This is a genomic window from Mycobacterium paraterrae (assembly GCF_022430545.2).
Lineage (GTDB): Bacteria > Actinomycetota > Actinomycetes > Mycobacteriales > Mycobacteriaceae > Mycobacterium > Mycobacterium paraterrae.
The window spans coordinates 5,304,444-5,319,857 of the sequence record NZ_CP092488.2 but is presented as its reverse complement, the minus strand read 5'-3'; the positions used below and the strand labels follow the sequence as shown (position 1 = coordinate 5,319,857).

Here is a 15,414-nt window from a genome sequence, read left to right as displayed (position 1 = left end):
TCGCTTGCCGCATCATCGGTTTGTGCGCGATGGTCTGACCCTTTCGGGCGCGGGAACAGCCTTCGGAGACGTCCACACCGACCGGTTGTTGTTCGCGGCCGACGCTCGATTGACCAATTGCCTGATTCGGGATTGGCGCCGGACGCATCGCGTGCTGCTGTCGCAGCGTGGCTGGATGGACAACTTCGTGTTCGGAGCCGTGCAGGGCGTCACCTATGAGGAGGCCGACGCGTTGCTGCGCCCTTCAGAACTCGAACGTCCTTCGGCCACCATCTACCTGATCGCCGAGCCGAACGTCGCGTTCAGTCGAATCGCCGCAGACCGGAACGGCGACAAGTACGAGACCCTCGAGTTCATCGTCGAACAGCACCGGGAGACGTTGAGATTCTACGAATCCGTGAACGCAGGCGTCGAAGTGCTAGCGCCATTCGCCGGCATCCCCGCCGTCCTCATCGACACGACCACGATGACTCCAGACACGGTGCTCGGCGATGCGCAAGCGTTCCTGGCCCGCTCGCTTCCTGCGCAATTTGGCGCACAACCGCGATGATCAGCACTGACAATGTCGTATTGGTCGACATGGATGGGGTGCTGGCAGATTACGACACCGCGGTGTTGAATCACCTTGCGCCACAAGTCGAGCGCCGCGTCCGCGAGAATTTCCACATCGTCGAGGACTATCCGCGCCACGTCGCCGACATCGAATTCATCACCAGCCAGCCAGATTTCTTTCTCAACCTGCCGCTCGTCGACGGGGCGATAGCGGGCTGGCAGCGCTTACTCGACGCCGGCTATCGACCACGCGTGTGTACGGCACCATTGTCGCGAAACAGCCAATCCGTTCACGCCAAAGTGGCATGGTTGCGGCGCCACTTCGTGCCGCTCTTCGGTCAAGTAGTGGTCCGTGAGGCGATCATCGACAGGGAGAAATTCCGCCACAACGGAATTGCCCTGATCGACGATCGGCCGGAAGTCGACACGAACAACGGCCAGGCCGCCTGGCGTCATATCGTCTTCGACCAGCCCTATAACAAGCGCTCCGGCGCCGCGTTGCGAATCCATGGCTGGGATGACCCTCACCTTGAGGACGTGTTGGCAACGTTGCGGCGTCCTGACAAGGGCGGCGTCGCCGGCTGACGGGCTTAGTTCGTCCGCCGGCACAGGAGGGCTTTCGCCCGGACAAACCTCGATCGCCCGATGTTCGGCTGATGTCGCATTCGCTCGACGGCCTGTTGGGCGGTCAGATGCCGCAACCGGCGCGCTTGTTTCAGATGGCGTGCACAAAAGAGCCCGACACCGTCCGGCGCGGTCACTCCGAGATCGTTCGACCATCCGACAAGCGGTGATCCATCGGGATGAGTCGGTGGCCGCCAGCCGTCGCGGTAGTCGGCGAACTCTACGTCTCCCGCTACCGTCGCGCCGCTGTCGAATCCGCATACCACGCAATGCGGCATGATCGCCATCCTCGACACTCTATGTCGCCGGGGCCGGGGTGAATCCGCCCCACACGGCACGCTGAATCGTTCCTGGCAGACTGTGGGTCGATGACGCAGCAAGACCCCTACGACGACTTCGACCGCGAGCGAGTGGTGCCCGAGGCGCCGAAAACCGCGGGCCTGCCGGGCACCGAGGGGCAGACCCGGACGGACTTCGCCCGCGACCGGGCCAGGGTCCTGCACAGTGCGGCGCTGCGTCGGCTCGCCGACAAGACTCAGGTCGTCGGGCCGCGCGAAGGCGACACCCCGCGCACGCGGCTGACCCATTCACTGGAGGTCGCCCAGATCGGTCGGGGGATGGCCATCGGGCTGGGTTGCGATCCCGACCTGGTCGACATGGCCGGGTTGGCTCACGACATCGGGCATCCGCCCTACGGTCACAACGGCGAGCAGGCCCTCGACGAATTCGCGGCCGCGTGCGGCGGCTTCGAGGGGAACGCGCAGAATTTCCGGATCCTGACTGGCCTGGAACCTAAAGTCCTTGACGCACAAGGACGCAGCGTCGGGCTCAACCTGACCCGGGCGGCGCTCGACGCGGTCACCAAGTATCCGTGGCCGCGCGATCAGCATCGTCGCAAATTCGGCTTCTACGACATCGACAGCGACACCGCGGGATGGATGCGCGATCGCGCACCCGCCGGTCGACCCTGCCTGGAAGCTCAGGTAATGGACTGGGCGGACGACGTCGCCTATTCGGTGCACGACATCGAGGACGGCGTCGTGTCCGGCCGGATCGACCTGCGCGTGCTCGCCGACGACGACGAGGCCGCCAACTTGGCCAGGCTAGGAGAGCGTGATTTCGCGGGGGTACGCGCCGACGACCTGAGGGCCGCCGCGCACCGGTTGGCGGGGCTTCCCGTCGTCGCCGCGATCGGCAAGTACGACGCCACACTGTCGGCGGCGGTGGCGCTCAAGCAGATGACCAGTGAGCTGGTGGGCCGGTTCGCGTCGGCGGCCATCGCAGCCACCCGCGCCGACGCCGGCCCCGAACCGCTGGCCCGCTACGACGCCGAGCTCTCGGTGCCTGATGTGGTGCGCGCCGAGGTGGCCCTGCTCAAGACGCTGGCCCTGCAGTTCATCATGTCCGATCCGCGTCACCAGGAAATCCAAGCGCGGCAACGGGAATGCATCCACGGGGTGGCCGAGGCACTGCTGGCCGGCGCGCCGAACACCCTGGACCCGATCTACGCGCCGGCCTTCAACGCCGCCGCCGACGACGCCGGGCGGTTACGCGTGATCGTCGATCAGATCGCTTCGTACACCGAAGGACGCCTCGAACGGATCGCGGCCGCGCAGCCGTAAACGGCGGGACTAGGGTCTTGGCCATGGTCAAGTCTTCGCTCGCCCTCGCCGCCCTGTCCGTCGTGCTCTCTGCGTGTAGCCCGCACCAGGACCCGTCCACCGCGACGTCGTCGAACGCGCCGACGCCATGGACGAAGGCGTCGGGCGCTCCGGAGTCGGGTACTGCGCCGTCCGGCACTGCGGCGCCAAGCGGTCAAACCCTCACCGCGCAGCTGCACACCGCTGACGGGCGCTCGGTGGCCACCGCCACGTTCGAGTTCGCCAACGGCTACGCCACCGTCACGGTCAAGACCACCGCCGACCACATCCTGGCGCCCGGTTTTCACAACATGCACATCCACAGCGTCGGCAAATGCGAGCCGAATTCCGTCGACCCGATGGACCCGGGTAAGACGGGCGACTTCCTGTCGGCCGGCATGCACTATCAAGCGCCGGGCCACACCGGTGAGCCGATGAGCGGAGACCTCGACCCGTTGGAGGTGCGTCAGGACGGCGCGGCGTACCTGGTGACCACCACCGACGCCTTCACCAAGGACGACCTGCTGGCCGGCGCCAAGACGGCGCTCCTGCTGCATGGCGCCGAGGGCAGCCCCGACGCCGAGAAGCGATTGGCCTGCGGCGTGATCGGGACGGGCTAACAGACCCGAGCGCTCTACACTGTCCCGATGGCCGGCCGCATCTCCGATCGCGACATCGCCGCGATCCGCGAGCGCGTCCGCATCGAGGACGTCGTCGGCGACTACGTCCAACTGCGCAGGGCCGGCGCGGATTCGATGAAGGGGCTCTGCCCCTTCCACGACGAGAAGTCGCCGTCGTTTCACGTGCGGCCCAACCACGGCCACTTCCACTGCTTCGGCTGCGGCGAGGGAGGTGACGTGTATGCCTTCGTCCAGAAGATCGAGCACGTCAGCTTCGTCGAAGCAGTCGAGTTGCTGGCCGACCGAGTCGGTCACACCATCACCTACACCGGTGCCGCGGCCACCAACGTCCAGCGTGACCGGGGGAGTCGCAGCCGGCTGATCGCCGCCAACGCCGAGGCGCAGTCGTTCTACGCGGCCGCACTCGAGTCGCCCGAAGCGCAGCCGGCCCGCGCGTATCTGACCGAGCGCAACTTCGATGCCGACGCCGCCCGCCGCTTCGGTTGCGGCTTTGCCCCGTCGGGCTGGGACACGCTGACAAAACACCTGCTGCGCAAAGGTTTCGAGTTCAAGGAGCTCGAGGCGGCTGGCCTGTCCCGAGAAGGCCGCCGTGGACCGATGGACCGGTTCCACCGCCGGCTGTTGTGGCCGATCCGGTCGTCGGCCGGCGAAGTGATCGGGTTCGGCGCGCGACGGTTGTTCGACGACGACCAGATGGAAGCCAAGTACGTCAACACGCCAGAGACGTTGCTGTACAAGAAGTCTTCGGCGTTGTTCGGCATCGACCTGGCCAAGCGCGACATCGCCAAGGGGCATCAGGCCGTCGTGGTCGAGGGCTACACCGACGTGATGGCGATGCACCTGTCCGGAGTGACCACCGCGGTCGCCTCGTGTGGCACCGCCTTCGGCGACGAGCACCTGTCGATGCTGCGCCGACTCATGATGGACGACAACTTCTTTCGCGGTGAACTCATCTACGTCTTCGACGGTGACGAGGCGGGCCGGGCGGCGGCGCTCAAGGCGTTCTCCGGTGAACAGCAACTCGCGGGCCAGTCGTTCGTCGCTGTCGCGGCCGACGGCATGGACCCGTGCGACTTGCGGCTCAAGTCCGGTGACGGCGCGTTACGCGATCTGGTCGCGCGGCGAACTCCGTTGTTCGAGTTCGCCATCCGCACCACTCTCAACGACATCGACCTGGACAGCGCCGAGGGCCGGGTGTCCGCCCTGCGGCGCTGCGTCCCGATCGTCGCCCAGATCAAAGACCCGACGTTGCGGGATGAGTATGCGCGCCAACTCGCTGGCTGGGTCGGCTGGCCCGACGTCGCGCAAGTGATCGGCCGCGTCCGCGAAGAGGCGAAAAACCCCACCGCGCAAGGCCGTAACAAACCCCGCCGCCAGCCCGGACAGGGTGAAGCCGGTTCGAAACCGGCCGTGCCGCGGCCCAACCCGAACGACCCCACGCTGTGGCCGCAGCGCGAGGCGCTCAAGTCTGCGTTGCAATACCCGGCGCTGGCCGGACCGGTGTTCGACTCGCTCACCGTGGAGAGCTTCACCCACCCCGGCTACGCGGCGGTGTGCACGGCGATCGAAGCGGCCGGCGGCACCGCGGCAGGTATCGGGGGAGCGGAGTGGCTCGACGCAGTGCGCCAGAAAGCGCTGTCGCCCGCCGCGGCTGGGCTGATCAACGAGCTCGGCGTCGAGGCCATCAAGATCGAGGACGACGAGAAGCTGCCGCGCTACATCGCCGGCGTGCTGGCCCGCCTGCAAGAGGTGTGGATCGGCCGGCAGATCGCGGACGTCAAGTCCAAGCTGCAACGGATGTCGCCGGTCGAGCAGGGCGACGAATACCACGCGCTGTTCGGCGACCTGGTCGCGATGGAGGCCTACCGCCGCAGCCTGCTCGAGCAGGCCAGCGGGGACGACCTCACCGCCTGAAGTCTTCGATGACGGTCGTGTTGTCGTCGATCTCGGTCAGCGTCACCATCCGGGTGTCCGGCGACACCCGATTAGCGAGACGGCGCCGACCGCTGTCGATCACCGATTTTGCGGCGGGACTGCTGGTCAACGCTCGGTAGGTGCCCACGATCTGCTCGTAGCGACGCCGACCGGCCTTCGTGCCCAACACGTAGCCCAGTCCCAACGCGATGGCGTAGCGGATCAAAACGGTCCCCTCAAACGATTGATCGATGTGTATCCATCCTGCCCCATGACGGCCGACACCCGCCGCTCGGCGGGCGAACGGTCTGGTTGGGCGAGCGCGCGCCGGTACGCTAGAGTCATCACTCGGTCCGCGCCACGTTCGCGGGCACCAAGCAGTCCCCTGTAGCTCAATTGGCAGAGCATTCGGCTGTTAACCGGAGGGTTGGTGGTTCGAGTCCACCCGGGGGAGCCAGGTCAACGATGGTTGTGCCCCGGCTAGGACGCGCGGACGCGAACGCCGACGGCACTTCAGCCAGTGAACACACCGCGCCGACGATAGGCCGCAACCGGCCGTCGCGAACCCGCTGCTCCAAGGCCATCAGGCCTGCCCGGTCCGGCTCGACGACGAAAAAAATCGCCCTCCCGCGGCCGGGCAGAACCTGCGGTGGTTCGGCGACAGAGATCAGCGCGCCACCAGGACGGATCAATCGCGCTGAGCGCGCGAGGACGTCACCGCCGATGACGTCGAACACCACGTCGAGCTCGCCGACATCCTCGAGCCGATCCTGCTGTAAATCCACGAATACGTGGGCGCCAAGGCCCAACACTGTGTCGCGCTGTTGGGTGCGACCGCTACCGATCACGCGTGCTCCCGCATCGCGGGCGAGTTGCACCGCGATACCACCGACAGCACCGCCGGCGCCGTGGACCAGAATGGTCTGGCCGGTGACAAGCTGCGCGTGATCGAACAATCCCTGCCATGCGGTCAACCCGGCAATGGGCAGCGCGGCGGCCGCAATGTCGTCGATATCTGTCGACAGCGGCGCAAGATTGCGGGCCTCCACCGCGACATATTCGGCGAGCGTGCCGTTGCGGGCCCAGTCAGTGATCCCGAATACCCGTTGCCCGATAGTCAAACCTGTTGTGCCGTAGCCCAGCTCGGCGATCACTCCTGAGACGGCGTGACCCGGAATGGTAGGTGCCCGGTCGCGACCTGCCCGGTCGATCCAGGTCGACGGCCAGTCGAGTTCGCCTCGGGTGAAGCCGGCGGCGTGCACCCGGACGATGACGTCGTTTTCGGCGACATGCGGGTAGGGCATCTCGGCGAGGCAAAGCCCGTCGAGACCCGCGGCACGGTCACGAGCGACGATCGCTTTCATGGCGGCAGTCAGCTCATCCAACCGCCGCCAAGGTGCCCATGGCGTCATCGCGAGGCGGCCACAGCGGCTGCGGTACTTCGACACCAAACGGCGTATTCCAGCCGTTGCGAGACGAAACCTCATGCACGGGATGCCGATTCGCGGCGACGCCCCACTTGCCGCGCGGGTAGCCGAGTGTCAGCATCGCCGACATGTTCCACCCTTCCTCCACCGGCACGCCAAGCAGCTCGTTCACCCGGTCCTCGAAATTGCGGAGCACCAGCGTCATGACGCCGCCGACGCCCTCGGCCCGAGCAGCGAGCAGGACGCTCCAGATCGCCGGGTAGATGTTGGCGCCGCCGAGGTCGTCGATGGCAAAAACGAAGAGCAGCAGGGGAATCTCTTCGAAATGGTCGGCAAGGTAGTCGCCCGATTCCTTGATTCGACGCATCGTTTCGGCGTGATCCTCGGGGTCCCTGCCAGGGGCGGGCGCGACCATCGGTCCCGTTCCTGTGCTGAACTTCTCGTATTCCAGGGCGCGGGCTCGTCGGAAGAGTTCGGCAAACTCGGCGATGAGGTCCCGATCGTCAACGGCGACAAAGTGCCAACGCTGAGTATTGGCCCCATTGGGCGCGCGGACGGCCGCATCCAGGATGCGGGCCTGGACTTCCAGCGGAATCGGGTCGGGCCTCAACCGCCGCATCATCCGGGTCGTGTAGAGCGCTTTGTGGATCTCCATTGGTCTTCCCCTTCCCGCTATTCGGGCCAGCTGTTGTTGCGGATCAGCTCGACGAAATCTTGCCGCTGGAACGCAGGGTCGAAGTGCGCCAGCACGTCGTCGTTCATCGTGCCGAAGGTGGTGTCCGGACGATGCTTCATACCGTCGTTGAACGCCGCCAGAATCCGGTTCTTGAAGTCGGGACGCGGGTGGGCCGCAACGACCGCGTCGATAGCTTCGGGCGCGAGCTCGTCTCGGCCGATACCGATGACGTCGGTTTCCACACCGGCGTTGACCAAGGCGATCTCCGGCTCGAGAAACGTTGGCACGCCTGGCGTGGTGTGCAACGCGATGCTCAGCCACACCTTGCGGGCATCTGCGGCATCGACACCGCGCTCCAGCAAGAAGTTCCGGGCCGCGTTGGCCCCGTCGACTTCGAAGCGCAGCGTCGAGTCGCGATAGGCGTCGGTCAGGCCGAGGTCGTGGAACATCGCCCCGACATAGAGCAGCTCGAGGTCCGGTTCTAGCCCGAGGCGGCGTCCTCGCAACGCCCCGAACAGGAACACACGACGGGAATGGTCGAACAGCAGCTGGTCTTCGGCGCTGCGAATGAAGTCGGTCGCCTCGCGTACCAGCGCGGTGTCCGGAATTGCCACGTCGGCAATGGTGTGAATCGATTGAGTGGTCATCGTCAGTCCTCCTTGATTGTGCAAGCTGCCTACAAATCTGCGCCGGCCGTGACCCCGCCGACAACGGGTTTCGAGTCGTCTTGCCCACAAAAACCGACACAATGGGCTGCGTGGCAGCAGCCGATGGGCGGTCCAGGGTGGTGGTCATCGTGGTCTTCGATGACGTGACGCTGCTGGACGTCGCCGGGGCTGCCGAAGTCTTCGCCGAGGCCAACCGATTCGGCGGGGCTTATCAGCTGAAGATCTCGTCGGTCGATGGGCGTGACGTGACGACCTCGATCGGAACACGCCTGGGCGTCACCGACAGCATCGCGACGATCGAGTCCGCCGATACCGTCATGGTTGCCGGCAGCGACACCCTGCCGGCTCGGGCGATTGATCCCGATCTCGTTGCGGCGGTCAAGTCCCTGGCGACTCGAACCCGGCGCATGGCGTCCATCTGCACGGGCTCGTTCATCCTTGCCCAGGCCGGTCTGCTCAGCGGTCGTCGTGCCACCACGCACTGGCGGGAGACGCGGTCGCTTGCCCGGGCGTTTCCGGACATTGCCGTCGAGCCGGACGCAATTTTCGTCCAAGACGGAAATGTCTTCACTTCGGCCGGGATCTCGTCCGGCATCGACCTCGCCCTCGCTTTGGTCGAACAGGATTACGGCGCGGAACTCGTGCGGGACGTGGCTCGCTGGTTGGTGGTGTATCTCAAACGCGCGGGCGGCCAATCACAGTTTTCGACTCTGGTCGAGGCGCATCCTCCGCCGCAGTCCGCGCTGCGAGACGTCACCGACGCAATTGCCGCCGACCCTGCCTCGGATCACAGCGTGGGCGCCCTCGCCGCGCGGGCCTCGCTCAGTACGCGTCAGCTCACCCGCCTCTTTAAATCCGAACTCGGCACGACTCCTGCCGACTACGTCGAAATGGTCCGAATCGATGCCGCCCGTGCCGCGCTGGACGCTGGCCGGACCGTCACCGACGCCGCTCATCTCGCAGGCTTTGGCAGCACCGAATCCCTTCGGCGCGCGTTTGTCAGCAGCCTCGGCGTTTCACCGAAGGCGTACCGGGACAGATTTCGCACCGCGCTCAGGGGCTGAGCCTCACAGGAGGATCTAGCGGCCGAACATGCCGCCGCCGAATGGCCCCTGATTCTGCGGCTTGTCCGGCGCGCTCGACTTGTTCAAATAGTCCGGGCAGTACGCGCTCGACGCCAGGGCCGCGAACTTCATCGCGCCACCTGAGTTCAATCCGGGGTTGAGCATGCTCAGCTTGTCGACGACATCTTTCTCGGCAGCTCCGGCGTTCATCATGTCGCACGCGAATTTGCCCGCCTTGATCGCACTCGGGCCGTTGCTGTAGGTCATGCCGGCTTTGTTCAACGAGTCCAGGAACGTCGCGTCGGCGGCGGGGTTGTCCGGCACGCTTGGTGGCGGCGGATCCGCAAGGGCTGGACCGGCCAGGCCGACGGCCACGGCGGCGCCGGCAAGTGTTAAAAGCAGTCGCATCGGATCATTGTTCTCCAGATCGGCATGGTTGTCCTGTCGAGGGCGTTGCTTGCAGGGTTGGATGGGCGTGTGACGACTGGTGAGACCACCGTGGGGTGGGCCGACGGCGTGGTGCTGGCCATCGACCAGCGCGCGCTTCCGCACGAGGTGCGCTGGCTGCGGATCTCCTCGGTGGACGACCTGATCGAGGCGATAAAAACGCTGGCCATCCGCGGTGCACCGGCTCTCGGGGTAGCCGGCGCCTTCGGTGTTGCGCTGGCCGCCCGCGCGCACCGCGACGACACACTCGCGGTGACGGCGGCCGCGGAGCGGATCGCGTCGGCCCGTCCGACGGCGGTGAACCTGGCCTGGGGCGTGCGGCGGGCGCTGTCCGCGCTGCTGGCCGGCGCCGACGCTGTGCTCGCCGAGGCGCAGCTGATGCTCGCCGAGGACGCCGAGGTCAACCGGCGGCTGTCCGCCCACACCGCTGATTTGGTGTCGATGCTGTGTCCCGACCGGCCGCTGCGGGTGCTCACGCACTGCAACGCCGGCCGGCTTGCGGCCACCGCCGTCGGCACCGCGCTCGGGGCGGTGATGGAGTTGCACGCGCGAGGAAAGGTCGCCGAGGTCCTGGTCGACGAGACGCGTCCGCTTCTGCAGGGCGCCCGGCTGACCACATGGGAGCTGGCCCAGGCCGGGATACCGCACCGGCTGACCATCGACTCCGCGGCCGCCTGGGCGATGGCCACCGAACAGGTCGACTGCGTCATGGTCGGTGCCGACCGCATCACCGCCGACGGTTCGGTGGCGAACAAGATCGGCACCTACTCGCTGGCTATCGCGGCGCGACGGCACGGAATTCCGTTCGTCGTCGTCGCGCCCGAATCGACCCGCGACCTGGACATGGCGACCGGGTGCGACATCGTCGTCGAGCAACGGGCCGCCGATGAAGTCACCCACGTCGGCGGCGTCGCCACCGCTCCAGAGCAGACCGCGGCGTTCAATCCGGCCTTCGACGTCACTCCACCGGATCTGATCACCGCCATCGTCACCGAAAACGGCGTGGTTGGCGAAGCCAATATCAATGCGCGACAACCCATCACCCGGCCCGAATCGGTAGCCGCCACCAGCCAGGTTTTGAATTCGGACTGATTTGAAATTGCTGGTCCCGGGCGTCGCCGGGAAACTTGTCTGCATGATCTTCACGCAGCACTACCTGGATTGCTTGTCACAGGGGTCGTACCTGATCGGCGACGAGACCACCGGGCGAGCCGTCGTGGTCGACCCGCGCCGCGACATCGACGTTTATCTGAACGAGGCGCGTGAGCACGGGCTGCAGATCGAACGGGTCATCGAAACGCACATCCACGCCGATTTCCTGACCGGCCACTTGGAGCTTGCCGCCGCCACCGGGGCGCAGATCAGCTACAGCGAGCGCGCCGAACTCGAGTTCCCGGTCGCACCGCTGTCCGACGGCCAGCGAATCTCATTGGGAGAGGTGACTTTAGAGATCCTTGCGACACCGGGTCACACTCCCGAGTCGATTTCGGTGGTGATCTACGAACATCCCGACGACGAAGTGCCCTACGGCGTGCTGACCGGTGACACCCTGTTCGTCGGCGATGTGGGACGTCCGGACCTGCTAGCCGACGAGGGACTTTCCTCGGAGGAGTTGGCTCGTTCGCTGTACGACTCACTGCAGAACAAGCTGCTGACGCTGCCCGACGCGACCCGCGTGTTTCCCGCCCACGGCGCCGGATCGGCCTGCGGCAAGCAGCTGTCCAGCGAGACCAGTTCGACGATCGGCGAGCAGCGCCGGGACAACTACGCGCTGCAGTTTGCGGACGTCGACGCCTTCGTCGCGTCGATCACCGAGGGTCAGTCGCCGCAGCCGCGCTACTTCGAGTACGACTCCGTGCGCAACCGCGAGCAGCGGCCGCTGCTCGACGAAAATTCGCCGCCGTTGCTGACTTTCGACGAGGTACGTAGACGGGCCGCGGCGGGCGCGCTTCTGTTGGACACCCGGGAGGCGGCCGAGTACGCCGTCGGCCACGTGAGCGGGGCGGTCAACATCGGGTTGAACGGTCGGTTCGCCGAGGGCGCCGGTCAGGTCTTTCCGCCCGACCGCGACATCGTCCTGGTTGGTGACACCTCACTCGCGCGAGAGTCGCGGATCCGGCTGGCCCGCGTCGGCTTCGACCGTGTCATCGGCCAATTGGACGATCTGGCAAGCGTTTTCACGCGACACCCGCATCTGGTGGAGACCGCGGAGCGCTTCACCGCCCAGCAGTTGGCCATGCTGCTCAACGACGAACCCGGCTTGCAGTTGATCGATGTGCGCAATCCGGGGGAGACCGAAGACGGAGTCATCCCGGGCGCGCAGGAGATTCCGCTGCCGACGCTGGTCGATGCGCTCGAAAACCTGGACCCCACACTGCCGATCGTCACGTACTGCGCGAGCGGCTATCGATCCTTGATCGCCGCCAGCGTATTACGCGCGTCAGGCTTCGAGAGTGTGGGCGACCTGCTGGGCGGCTACGGCGCCTGGGACGAGGCTGGGCTGGCCGTCAGATAGAGAAGTCTTCGCCGTGCCAGACGCCGGCCTCCGGCGGGCGGATGACGCCTTCGGTCTGCGGTGTGTGGGCTTGATCTTCGAGCTTGGCGACGCGGGTGAGCAGCGACTGCAGGCTCACTCCTACCAGGTCGGGCATCATCGAGTCGTCGCTGGAACCCGGTTTGGCCCGGCTGATCGCTTGACCCGGCACGCCGACGACCACCGCGCTGTTCGGGACTTCTTTGACCACAACAGCATTGGCGCCGATCCGGCTGTCGTCGCCGACTTTGATCGCGCCGAGAACTTTTGCACCGGCGCCGATGACCACTCGATCGCCGATGGTGGGGTGCCGCTTTCCGGTCTCCGCGCCGGTACCGCCGAGCGTGACGCCGTGATAGATCGTGACGTCGTCGCCGACTTCGGCGGTTTCGCCGATCACCACGCCGGTGGCGTGGTCGATGAACAGCCCGGCGCCCAGAGTGGCACCTGGATGAATGTCGACACCGGTGAAGATGCGGGTGATTTCGCCGACCGTGCGTGCGGCCACCTTGGCACCCCGACCCCACAACCAGCTGCTGACCCGATGACCCCAGATGGCATGCACCCCCGGATAAGCGAAGACGACCTGCAACGTGCTGGGAACGGCGGGGTCGCGCTCCTTTGCCGCCCGTATGTCGTCCCGGAACGCGTCGAGCATGGCTAGTCCGCCAGATCGGAGAACAGCACCGTGCTCAAGTACCGTTCGCCGTTGGAGGGCAGGACGACCACGATGAGCTTGCCCTTGTTCTCCGGGCGGCGAGCAACCTGCAGCGCGGCGACGACCGCTGCGCCGGAGGAGATTCCGGCCAGTAATCCCTCCTCGGACGCCAGGCGGCGAGCCAACTCGAGCGCTTCCTCGTTGCCGACCTGGATGACCTCGTCGACGACGCTTTCGTCGTAGACCGGCGGAACGAATCCGGCTCCGATGCCTTGAATGGGGTGCGGCCCCTTCTGCCCACCGGAGAGCACCGGCGACGCGGCCGGCTCGACCGCGATGATCTGCACGTCCGGCTTCCGGTCTTTGAGCACCTGTCCGACACCGGTGATGGTGCCGCCCGTGCCGACACCGCCGATGAAGATGTCGATCTTGCCGTCCGTTTGCTTCCAGATCTCTTCAGCAGTGGTGGCGCGGTGGATCGCCGGGTTGGCCGGGTTCTCGAACTGCTGGGGGATGAAGTACCGCTGGTCGCTCTTGGCCAGCTCTTCAGCCTTGGCGATCGCGCCGGGCATGCCGTCCTTGCCCGGAGTCAGGACAAGCTCTGCGCCGTAGGCGCGCAACAGGATTCGGCGTTCGTTGCTCATGGTGTCCGGCATCGTGAGCACGAGCTTGTAACCGCGCGCCGCCGCGACCATCGCCAGCGCGATGCCGGTGTTGCCGCTGGTGGGTTCGAGGATGATGGTGTCGGGTTTGATCAGTCCGGCTTCTTCGGCGGCGTCGAGCATCGCGACGCCGATCCGGTCCTTGACGCTGCCGCCGGGGTTGAAGTATTCGAGCTTGGCCACCACGTCTGCGACCACGCCTTCGGTGACCCGGCGCAGCCGTACCAGCGGCGTGTTCCCCACTAGTTGCGTGACGTCTTCGGCAATGCTCATCGAGATCGGCTCCCACCGTCGCGGATCAAAGTTCGTCGTCCTGCCAGCTTATGTGGAACTCTATGGCGGTCTCGGTGGGGATGGCCAGCGCGACGGGGGTAAACCGTTGCGCCGCGGCGTCCGATGCCACACCGGTCAACACTCGTCCCGGCAGATCAGCCGCGGTCGCGGTAGTCAATACGGCGCTCCGCGAGCCCGGCGCACGGCGTAGGTAGAACTCGGCGCCGGGCGTGACCGTCTCGACCGCGAACCCGTCGGCGTCGACCAGATGATGCCCGTCCGGGGCGGCGATGGTGAGCGGTGCGGTGACCCGGAAAGGGCCGAGCAGATCGCCGTCGACCACCGCGTCGGTGTCGACAATGGCTGGCGCGCTGGCGGCGTTGCGGACCGCGCGAACGGCTGCGCCAGCACCTGCCAGCAGATAGTTGTACAGGTGTACGACCTTGTCGGAGTTGCGGTAGTGCCGCGCCCCGGTCAACCAGAAATGGACGTGCTCGATTCTCGGCGTCCCGTTCTCGGATGTGGCGATCAACCGGTAGAAGCGATACCCGCGTCCGCCGCGACCGTGACTGCTCGCCGACAAGGTGCTGCCCTCACCCAGCGTGCGCTGATAGCGACCCGCGTCGGCGCCAGTGGTGAGCATCGATCCCGAAACGTCATGCCAGACAAGCCCGTTGGAGGACTTCTGCAATCGCAGCTCCACACTGAATCGGGTCCACACCGAATAGCCGCCGAGCTGAGGTTCGCCGTCGAATTCGAAAGTGGTGATCGCTCCGCGGCCGCAGCGCGCGGCAATCGGCACGTTGAGCGGCCGCGTGTCCAGGTCCAGGCCATTGGTGAAATACCAGATGGCGGCCTGGGTCGCGGCGATCGCCTCGTGTTCGCCGATGTTCGCGGCGCCAATTGGGTAGCCGGCGTCGCGCACCCGCCGGCTCAACTCGGCAATGTCCAGCAGCGGGTACGAATGACGCAGAATCCAGTCGACTGCGGCCTCGTCGCCGGATCCCCGAAGATGGCACAGTTCCGACCAGGTGCCTGGTTGATAGCGCGACGGGTGTTGCGGCGAGATCCCCGCGAAGTCCAGTGAGTAGGCGGGGACGTTGGGGTTCAGCCGAATCAGATCGGTACGGGCCGAGTTGCCGTCGGTGAAGGTGACTTTCTCGACCGTGTGCGAATAAGTGCCGCTGCGGTAGCGGGTCATGCGCGACAACTCGGTGGCCGCGCGGACCGCGACGTGCGTCTCGGTCGCTATCCGACCGCACGTGTGGTGGCTGGAAAACAGAATCGTCATTGTTGCTGGGCTTCCTGAAAGACTTTGGAGCGGTGCGCAATTCGACGACTCCGTGCACTCGGAGTCCATCGCCCTGAGGGGGAAGCGCGAAGATTTCTACAGCGTCGGAAGAGCGTCAGGAAATCAACGACAACAACAACAGCAACAGATCGCGGCGAGGCAGCGCGGGGTGGCGTGGCGCGGCTGTGCGGCGTGTTGCATAGCGCCACTATAAGGCATGATTTGACGAGGGCCGCTCGACCACCGAATTAAACCCCCAACCGGAAAAAAATCATGGTGAGTTTTACACTTGCCTCGGCTCGGTATGGAGCCGGAATGGTCGACCGACCTGCGCGGCCCGATAT

15 protein-coding genes, 1 tRNA gene and 1 pseudogene are annotated in these 15,414 nt (G+C 65.9%); 9 read left to right on the top strand and 8 right to left on the bottom strand.

Translation table 11 applies throughout. The features are described 5' to 3' along the window. The first annotated feature begins 22 nt into the window (after nucleotides 1-22). From MKK62_RS25605 to dnaG, 5 genes are all read left to right on the top strand, one after another. Nucleotides 23-550 (top strand): hypothetical protein, encoded by a 528-nt coding sequence (locus MKK62_RS25605; RefSeq protein WP_350355738.1) that lies wholly within the window; start codon nucleotides 23-25, stop codon nucleotides 548-550. Nucleotides 551-579: 29 nt separating this feature from the next. Next, nucleotides 580-1,137, top strand: a complete 558-nt coding sequence (locus MKK62_RS25600; RefSeq protein ID WP_240263926.1) for a 5' nucleotidase, NT5C type — start codon at nucleotides 580-582, stop codon at nucleotides 1,135-1,137. 407 nt (nucleotides 1,138-1,544) lie between these two features. Further along, entirely contained in the window at nucleotides 1,545-2,798 is a 1,254-nt protein-coding gene (locus MKK62_RS25595) for a deoxyguanosinetriphosphate triphosphohydrolase (protein ID WP_240263125.1), read from the top strand. Between the two features lie 23 nt (nucleotides 2,799-2,821). Continuing rightward, the gene (locus tag MKK62_RS25590) at nucleotides 2,822-3,436 is read left to right on the top strand and encodes a superoxide dismutase family protein (protein WP_240263126.1); all 615 of its coding nucleotides are present in this window, start codon (nucleotides 2,822-2,824) and stop codon (nucleotides 3,434-3,436) included. Nucleotides 3,437-3,463: 27 nt separating this feature from the next. Next, entirely contained in the window at nucleotides 3,464-5,371 is a 1,908-nt protein-coding gene (gene dnaG / locus MKK62_RS25585; protein ID WP_240263127.1) for a DNA primase, read from the top strand. Here the strand turns inward: dnaG and MKK62_RS25580 are convergent. Then, a complete protein-coding gene (locus MKK62_RS25580) occupies nucleotides 5,361-5,597 on the bottom strand; it encodes a hypothetical protein (RefSeq protein WP_240263128.1) in 237 nt (78 codons plus the stop codon). The two genes, dnaG and MKK62_RS25580, sit on opposite strands and share 11 nt — an antisense overlap. A 155-nt stretch (nucleotides 5,598-5,752) precedes the next feature. On the opposite strand from MKK62_RS25580, the gene MKK62_RS25575 reads away from it, so the two are divergent. Then, nucleotides 5,753-5,828, top strand: a tRNA-Asn gene (locus MKK62_RS25575). Between the two features lie 4 nt (nucleotides 5,829-5,832). On the opposite strand, the pseudogene MKK62_RS25570 reads toward MKK62_RS25575, so the two are convergent. The 3 genes and pseudogenes from MKK62_RS25570 to MKK62_RS25560 all read right to left on the bottom strand — a co-directional run. Then, nucleotides 5,833-6,735: pseudogene (locus MKK62_RS25570) on the bottom strand (NADP-dependent oxidoreductase); the annotation flags it as partial. A gap of 13 nt (nucleotides 6,736-6,748) precedes the next feature. Further along, nucleotides 6,749-7,453, bottom strand: coding sequence for a nitroreductase family protein (locus MKK62_RS25565; RefSeq protein ID WP_240263129.1), 705 nt, complete (start codon nucleotides 7,451-7,453; stop codon nucleotides 6,749-6,751). Between the two features lie 17 nt (nucleotides 7,454-7,470). Next, entirely contained in the window at nucleotides 7,471-8,121 is a 651-nt protein-coding gene (locus MKK62_RS25560) for an HD domain-containing protein (protein WP_240263130.1), read from the bottom strand. A gap of 101 nt (nucleotides 8,122-8,222) precedes the next feature. Here MKK62_RS25560 and MKK62_RS25555 point away from each other — a divergent pair, with 101 nt between their 5' ends. Then, complete coding sequence (locus MKK62_RS25555; RefSeq protein WP_434085119.1) at nucleotides 8,223-9,206, top strand: GlxA family transcriptional regulator; 984 nt, start codon at nucleotides 8,223-8,225, stop codon at nucleotides 9,204-9,206. A 15-nt stretch (nucleotides 9,207-9,221) separates the two neighbouring features. Here the strand turns inward: MKK62_RS25555 and MKK62_RS25550 are convergent, their stop codons facing one another. Then, a complete protein-coding gene (locus tag MKK62_RS25550) occupies nucleotides 9,222-9,614 on the bottom strand; it encodes a DUF732 domain-containing protein (RefSeq protein ID WP_240263132.1) in 393 nt (130 codons plus the stop codon). A gap of 69 nt (nucleotides 9,615-9,683) precedes the next feature. Between MKK62_RS25550 and mtnA the strand changes: the two genes are divergently transcribed. Beyond that, entirely contained in the window at nucleotides 9,684-10,745 is a 1,062-nt protein-coding gene (gene mtnA, locus MKK62_RS25545) for an S-methyl-5-thioribose-1-phosphate isomerase (RefSeq protein ID WP_240263133.1), read from the top strand. A gap of 43 nt (nucleotides 10,746-10,788) precedes the next feature. Then, on the top strand, nucleotides 10,789-12,168 hold the full coding sequence (locus MKK62_RS25540; protein WP_240263134.1) for an MBL fold metallo-hydrolase: 1,380 nt from the start codon (nucleotides 10,789-10,791) through the stop codon (nucleotides 12,166-12,168). On the opposite strand, the gene cysE is transcribed toward MKK62_RS25540, so the two are convergent. From cysE to MKK62_RS25525, 3 genes are read right to left on the bottom strand one after another with little or no spacing between them, the layout of a single operon-like run. Then, nucleotides 12,161-12,844: a serine O-acetyltransferase gene (gene cysE / locus MKK62_RS25535; RefSeq protein WP_240263135.1), complete on the bottom strand. Its 684-nt coding sequence runs from the start codon at nucleotides 12,842-12,844 to the stop codon at nucleotides 12,161-12,163. The genes MKK62_RS25540 and cysE overlap by 8 nt on opposite strands. A gap of 2 nt (nucleotides 12,845-12,846) precedes the next feature. Continuing rightward, the gene (cysK, locus tag MKK62_RS25530; protein WP_240263136.1) at nucleotides 12,847-13,779 is read right to left on the bottom strand and encodes a cysteine synthase A; all 933 of its coding nucleotides are present in this window, start codon (nucleotides 13,777-13,779) and stop codon (nucleotides 12,847-12,849) included. A gap of 25 nt (nucleotides 13,780-13,804) precedes the next feature. Next, a complete protein-coding gene (locus MKK62_RS25525) occupies nucleotides 13,805-15,070 on the bottom strand; it encodes a thioester domain-containing protein (protein WP_434085000.1) in 1,266 nt (421 codons plus the stop codon). Nucleotides 15,071-15,414: the final 344 nt, after the last annotated feature.

Coding starts and splice junctions, on each gene's coding strand:
- cysE (WP_240263135.1), bottom strand. CDS start 12,844: ATGCTCGACGCGTTCCGGGACGACATACGGGCGGCAAAGGAGCGCGAC.
- MKK62_RS25590 (WP_240263126.1), top strand. CDS start 2,822: ATGGTCAAGTCTTCGCTCGCCCTCGCCGCCCTGTCCGTCGTGCTCTCT.
- dnaG (WP_240263127.1), top strand. CDS start 3,464: ATGGCCGGCCGCATCTCCGATCGCGACATCGCCGCGATCCGCGAGCGC.
- MKK62_RS25525 (WP_434085000.1), bottom strand. CDS start 15,070: ATGACGATTCTGTTTTCCAGCCACCACACGTGCGGTCGGATAGCGACC.
- MKK62_RS25540 (WP_240263134.1), top strand. CDS start 10,789: ATGATCTTCACGCAGCACTACCTGGATTGCTTGTCACAGGGGTCGTAC.
- MKK62_RS25595 (WP_240263125.1), top strand. CDS start 1,545: ATGACGCAGCAAGACCCCTACGACGACTTCGACCGCGAGCGAGTGGTG.
- cysK (WP_240263136.1), bottom strand. CDS start 13,779: ATGAGCATTGCCGAAGACGTCACGCAACTAGTGGGGAACACGCCGCTG.
- MKK62_RS25560 (WP_240263130.1), bottom strand. CDS start 8,121: ATGACCACTCAATCGATTCACACCATTGCCGACGTGGCAATTCCGGAC.
- MKK62_RS25565 (WP_240263129.1), bottom strand. CDS start 7,453: ATGGAGATCCACAAAGCGCTCTACACGACCCGGATGATGCGGCGGTTG.
- MKK62_RS25555 (WP_434085119.1), top strand. CDS start 8,223: ATGGGCTGCGTGGCAGCAGCCGATGGGCGGTCCAGGGTGGTGGTCATC.
- MKK62_RS25550 (WP_240263132.1), bottom strand. CDS start 9,614: ATGCGACTGCTTTTAACACTTGCCGGCGCCGCCGTGGCCGTCGGCCTG.
- MKK62_RS25600 (WP_240263926.1), top strand. CDS start 580: ATGGATGGGGTGCTGGCAGATTACGACACCGCGGTGTTGAATCACCTT.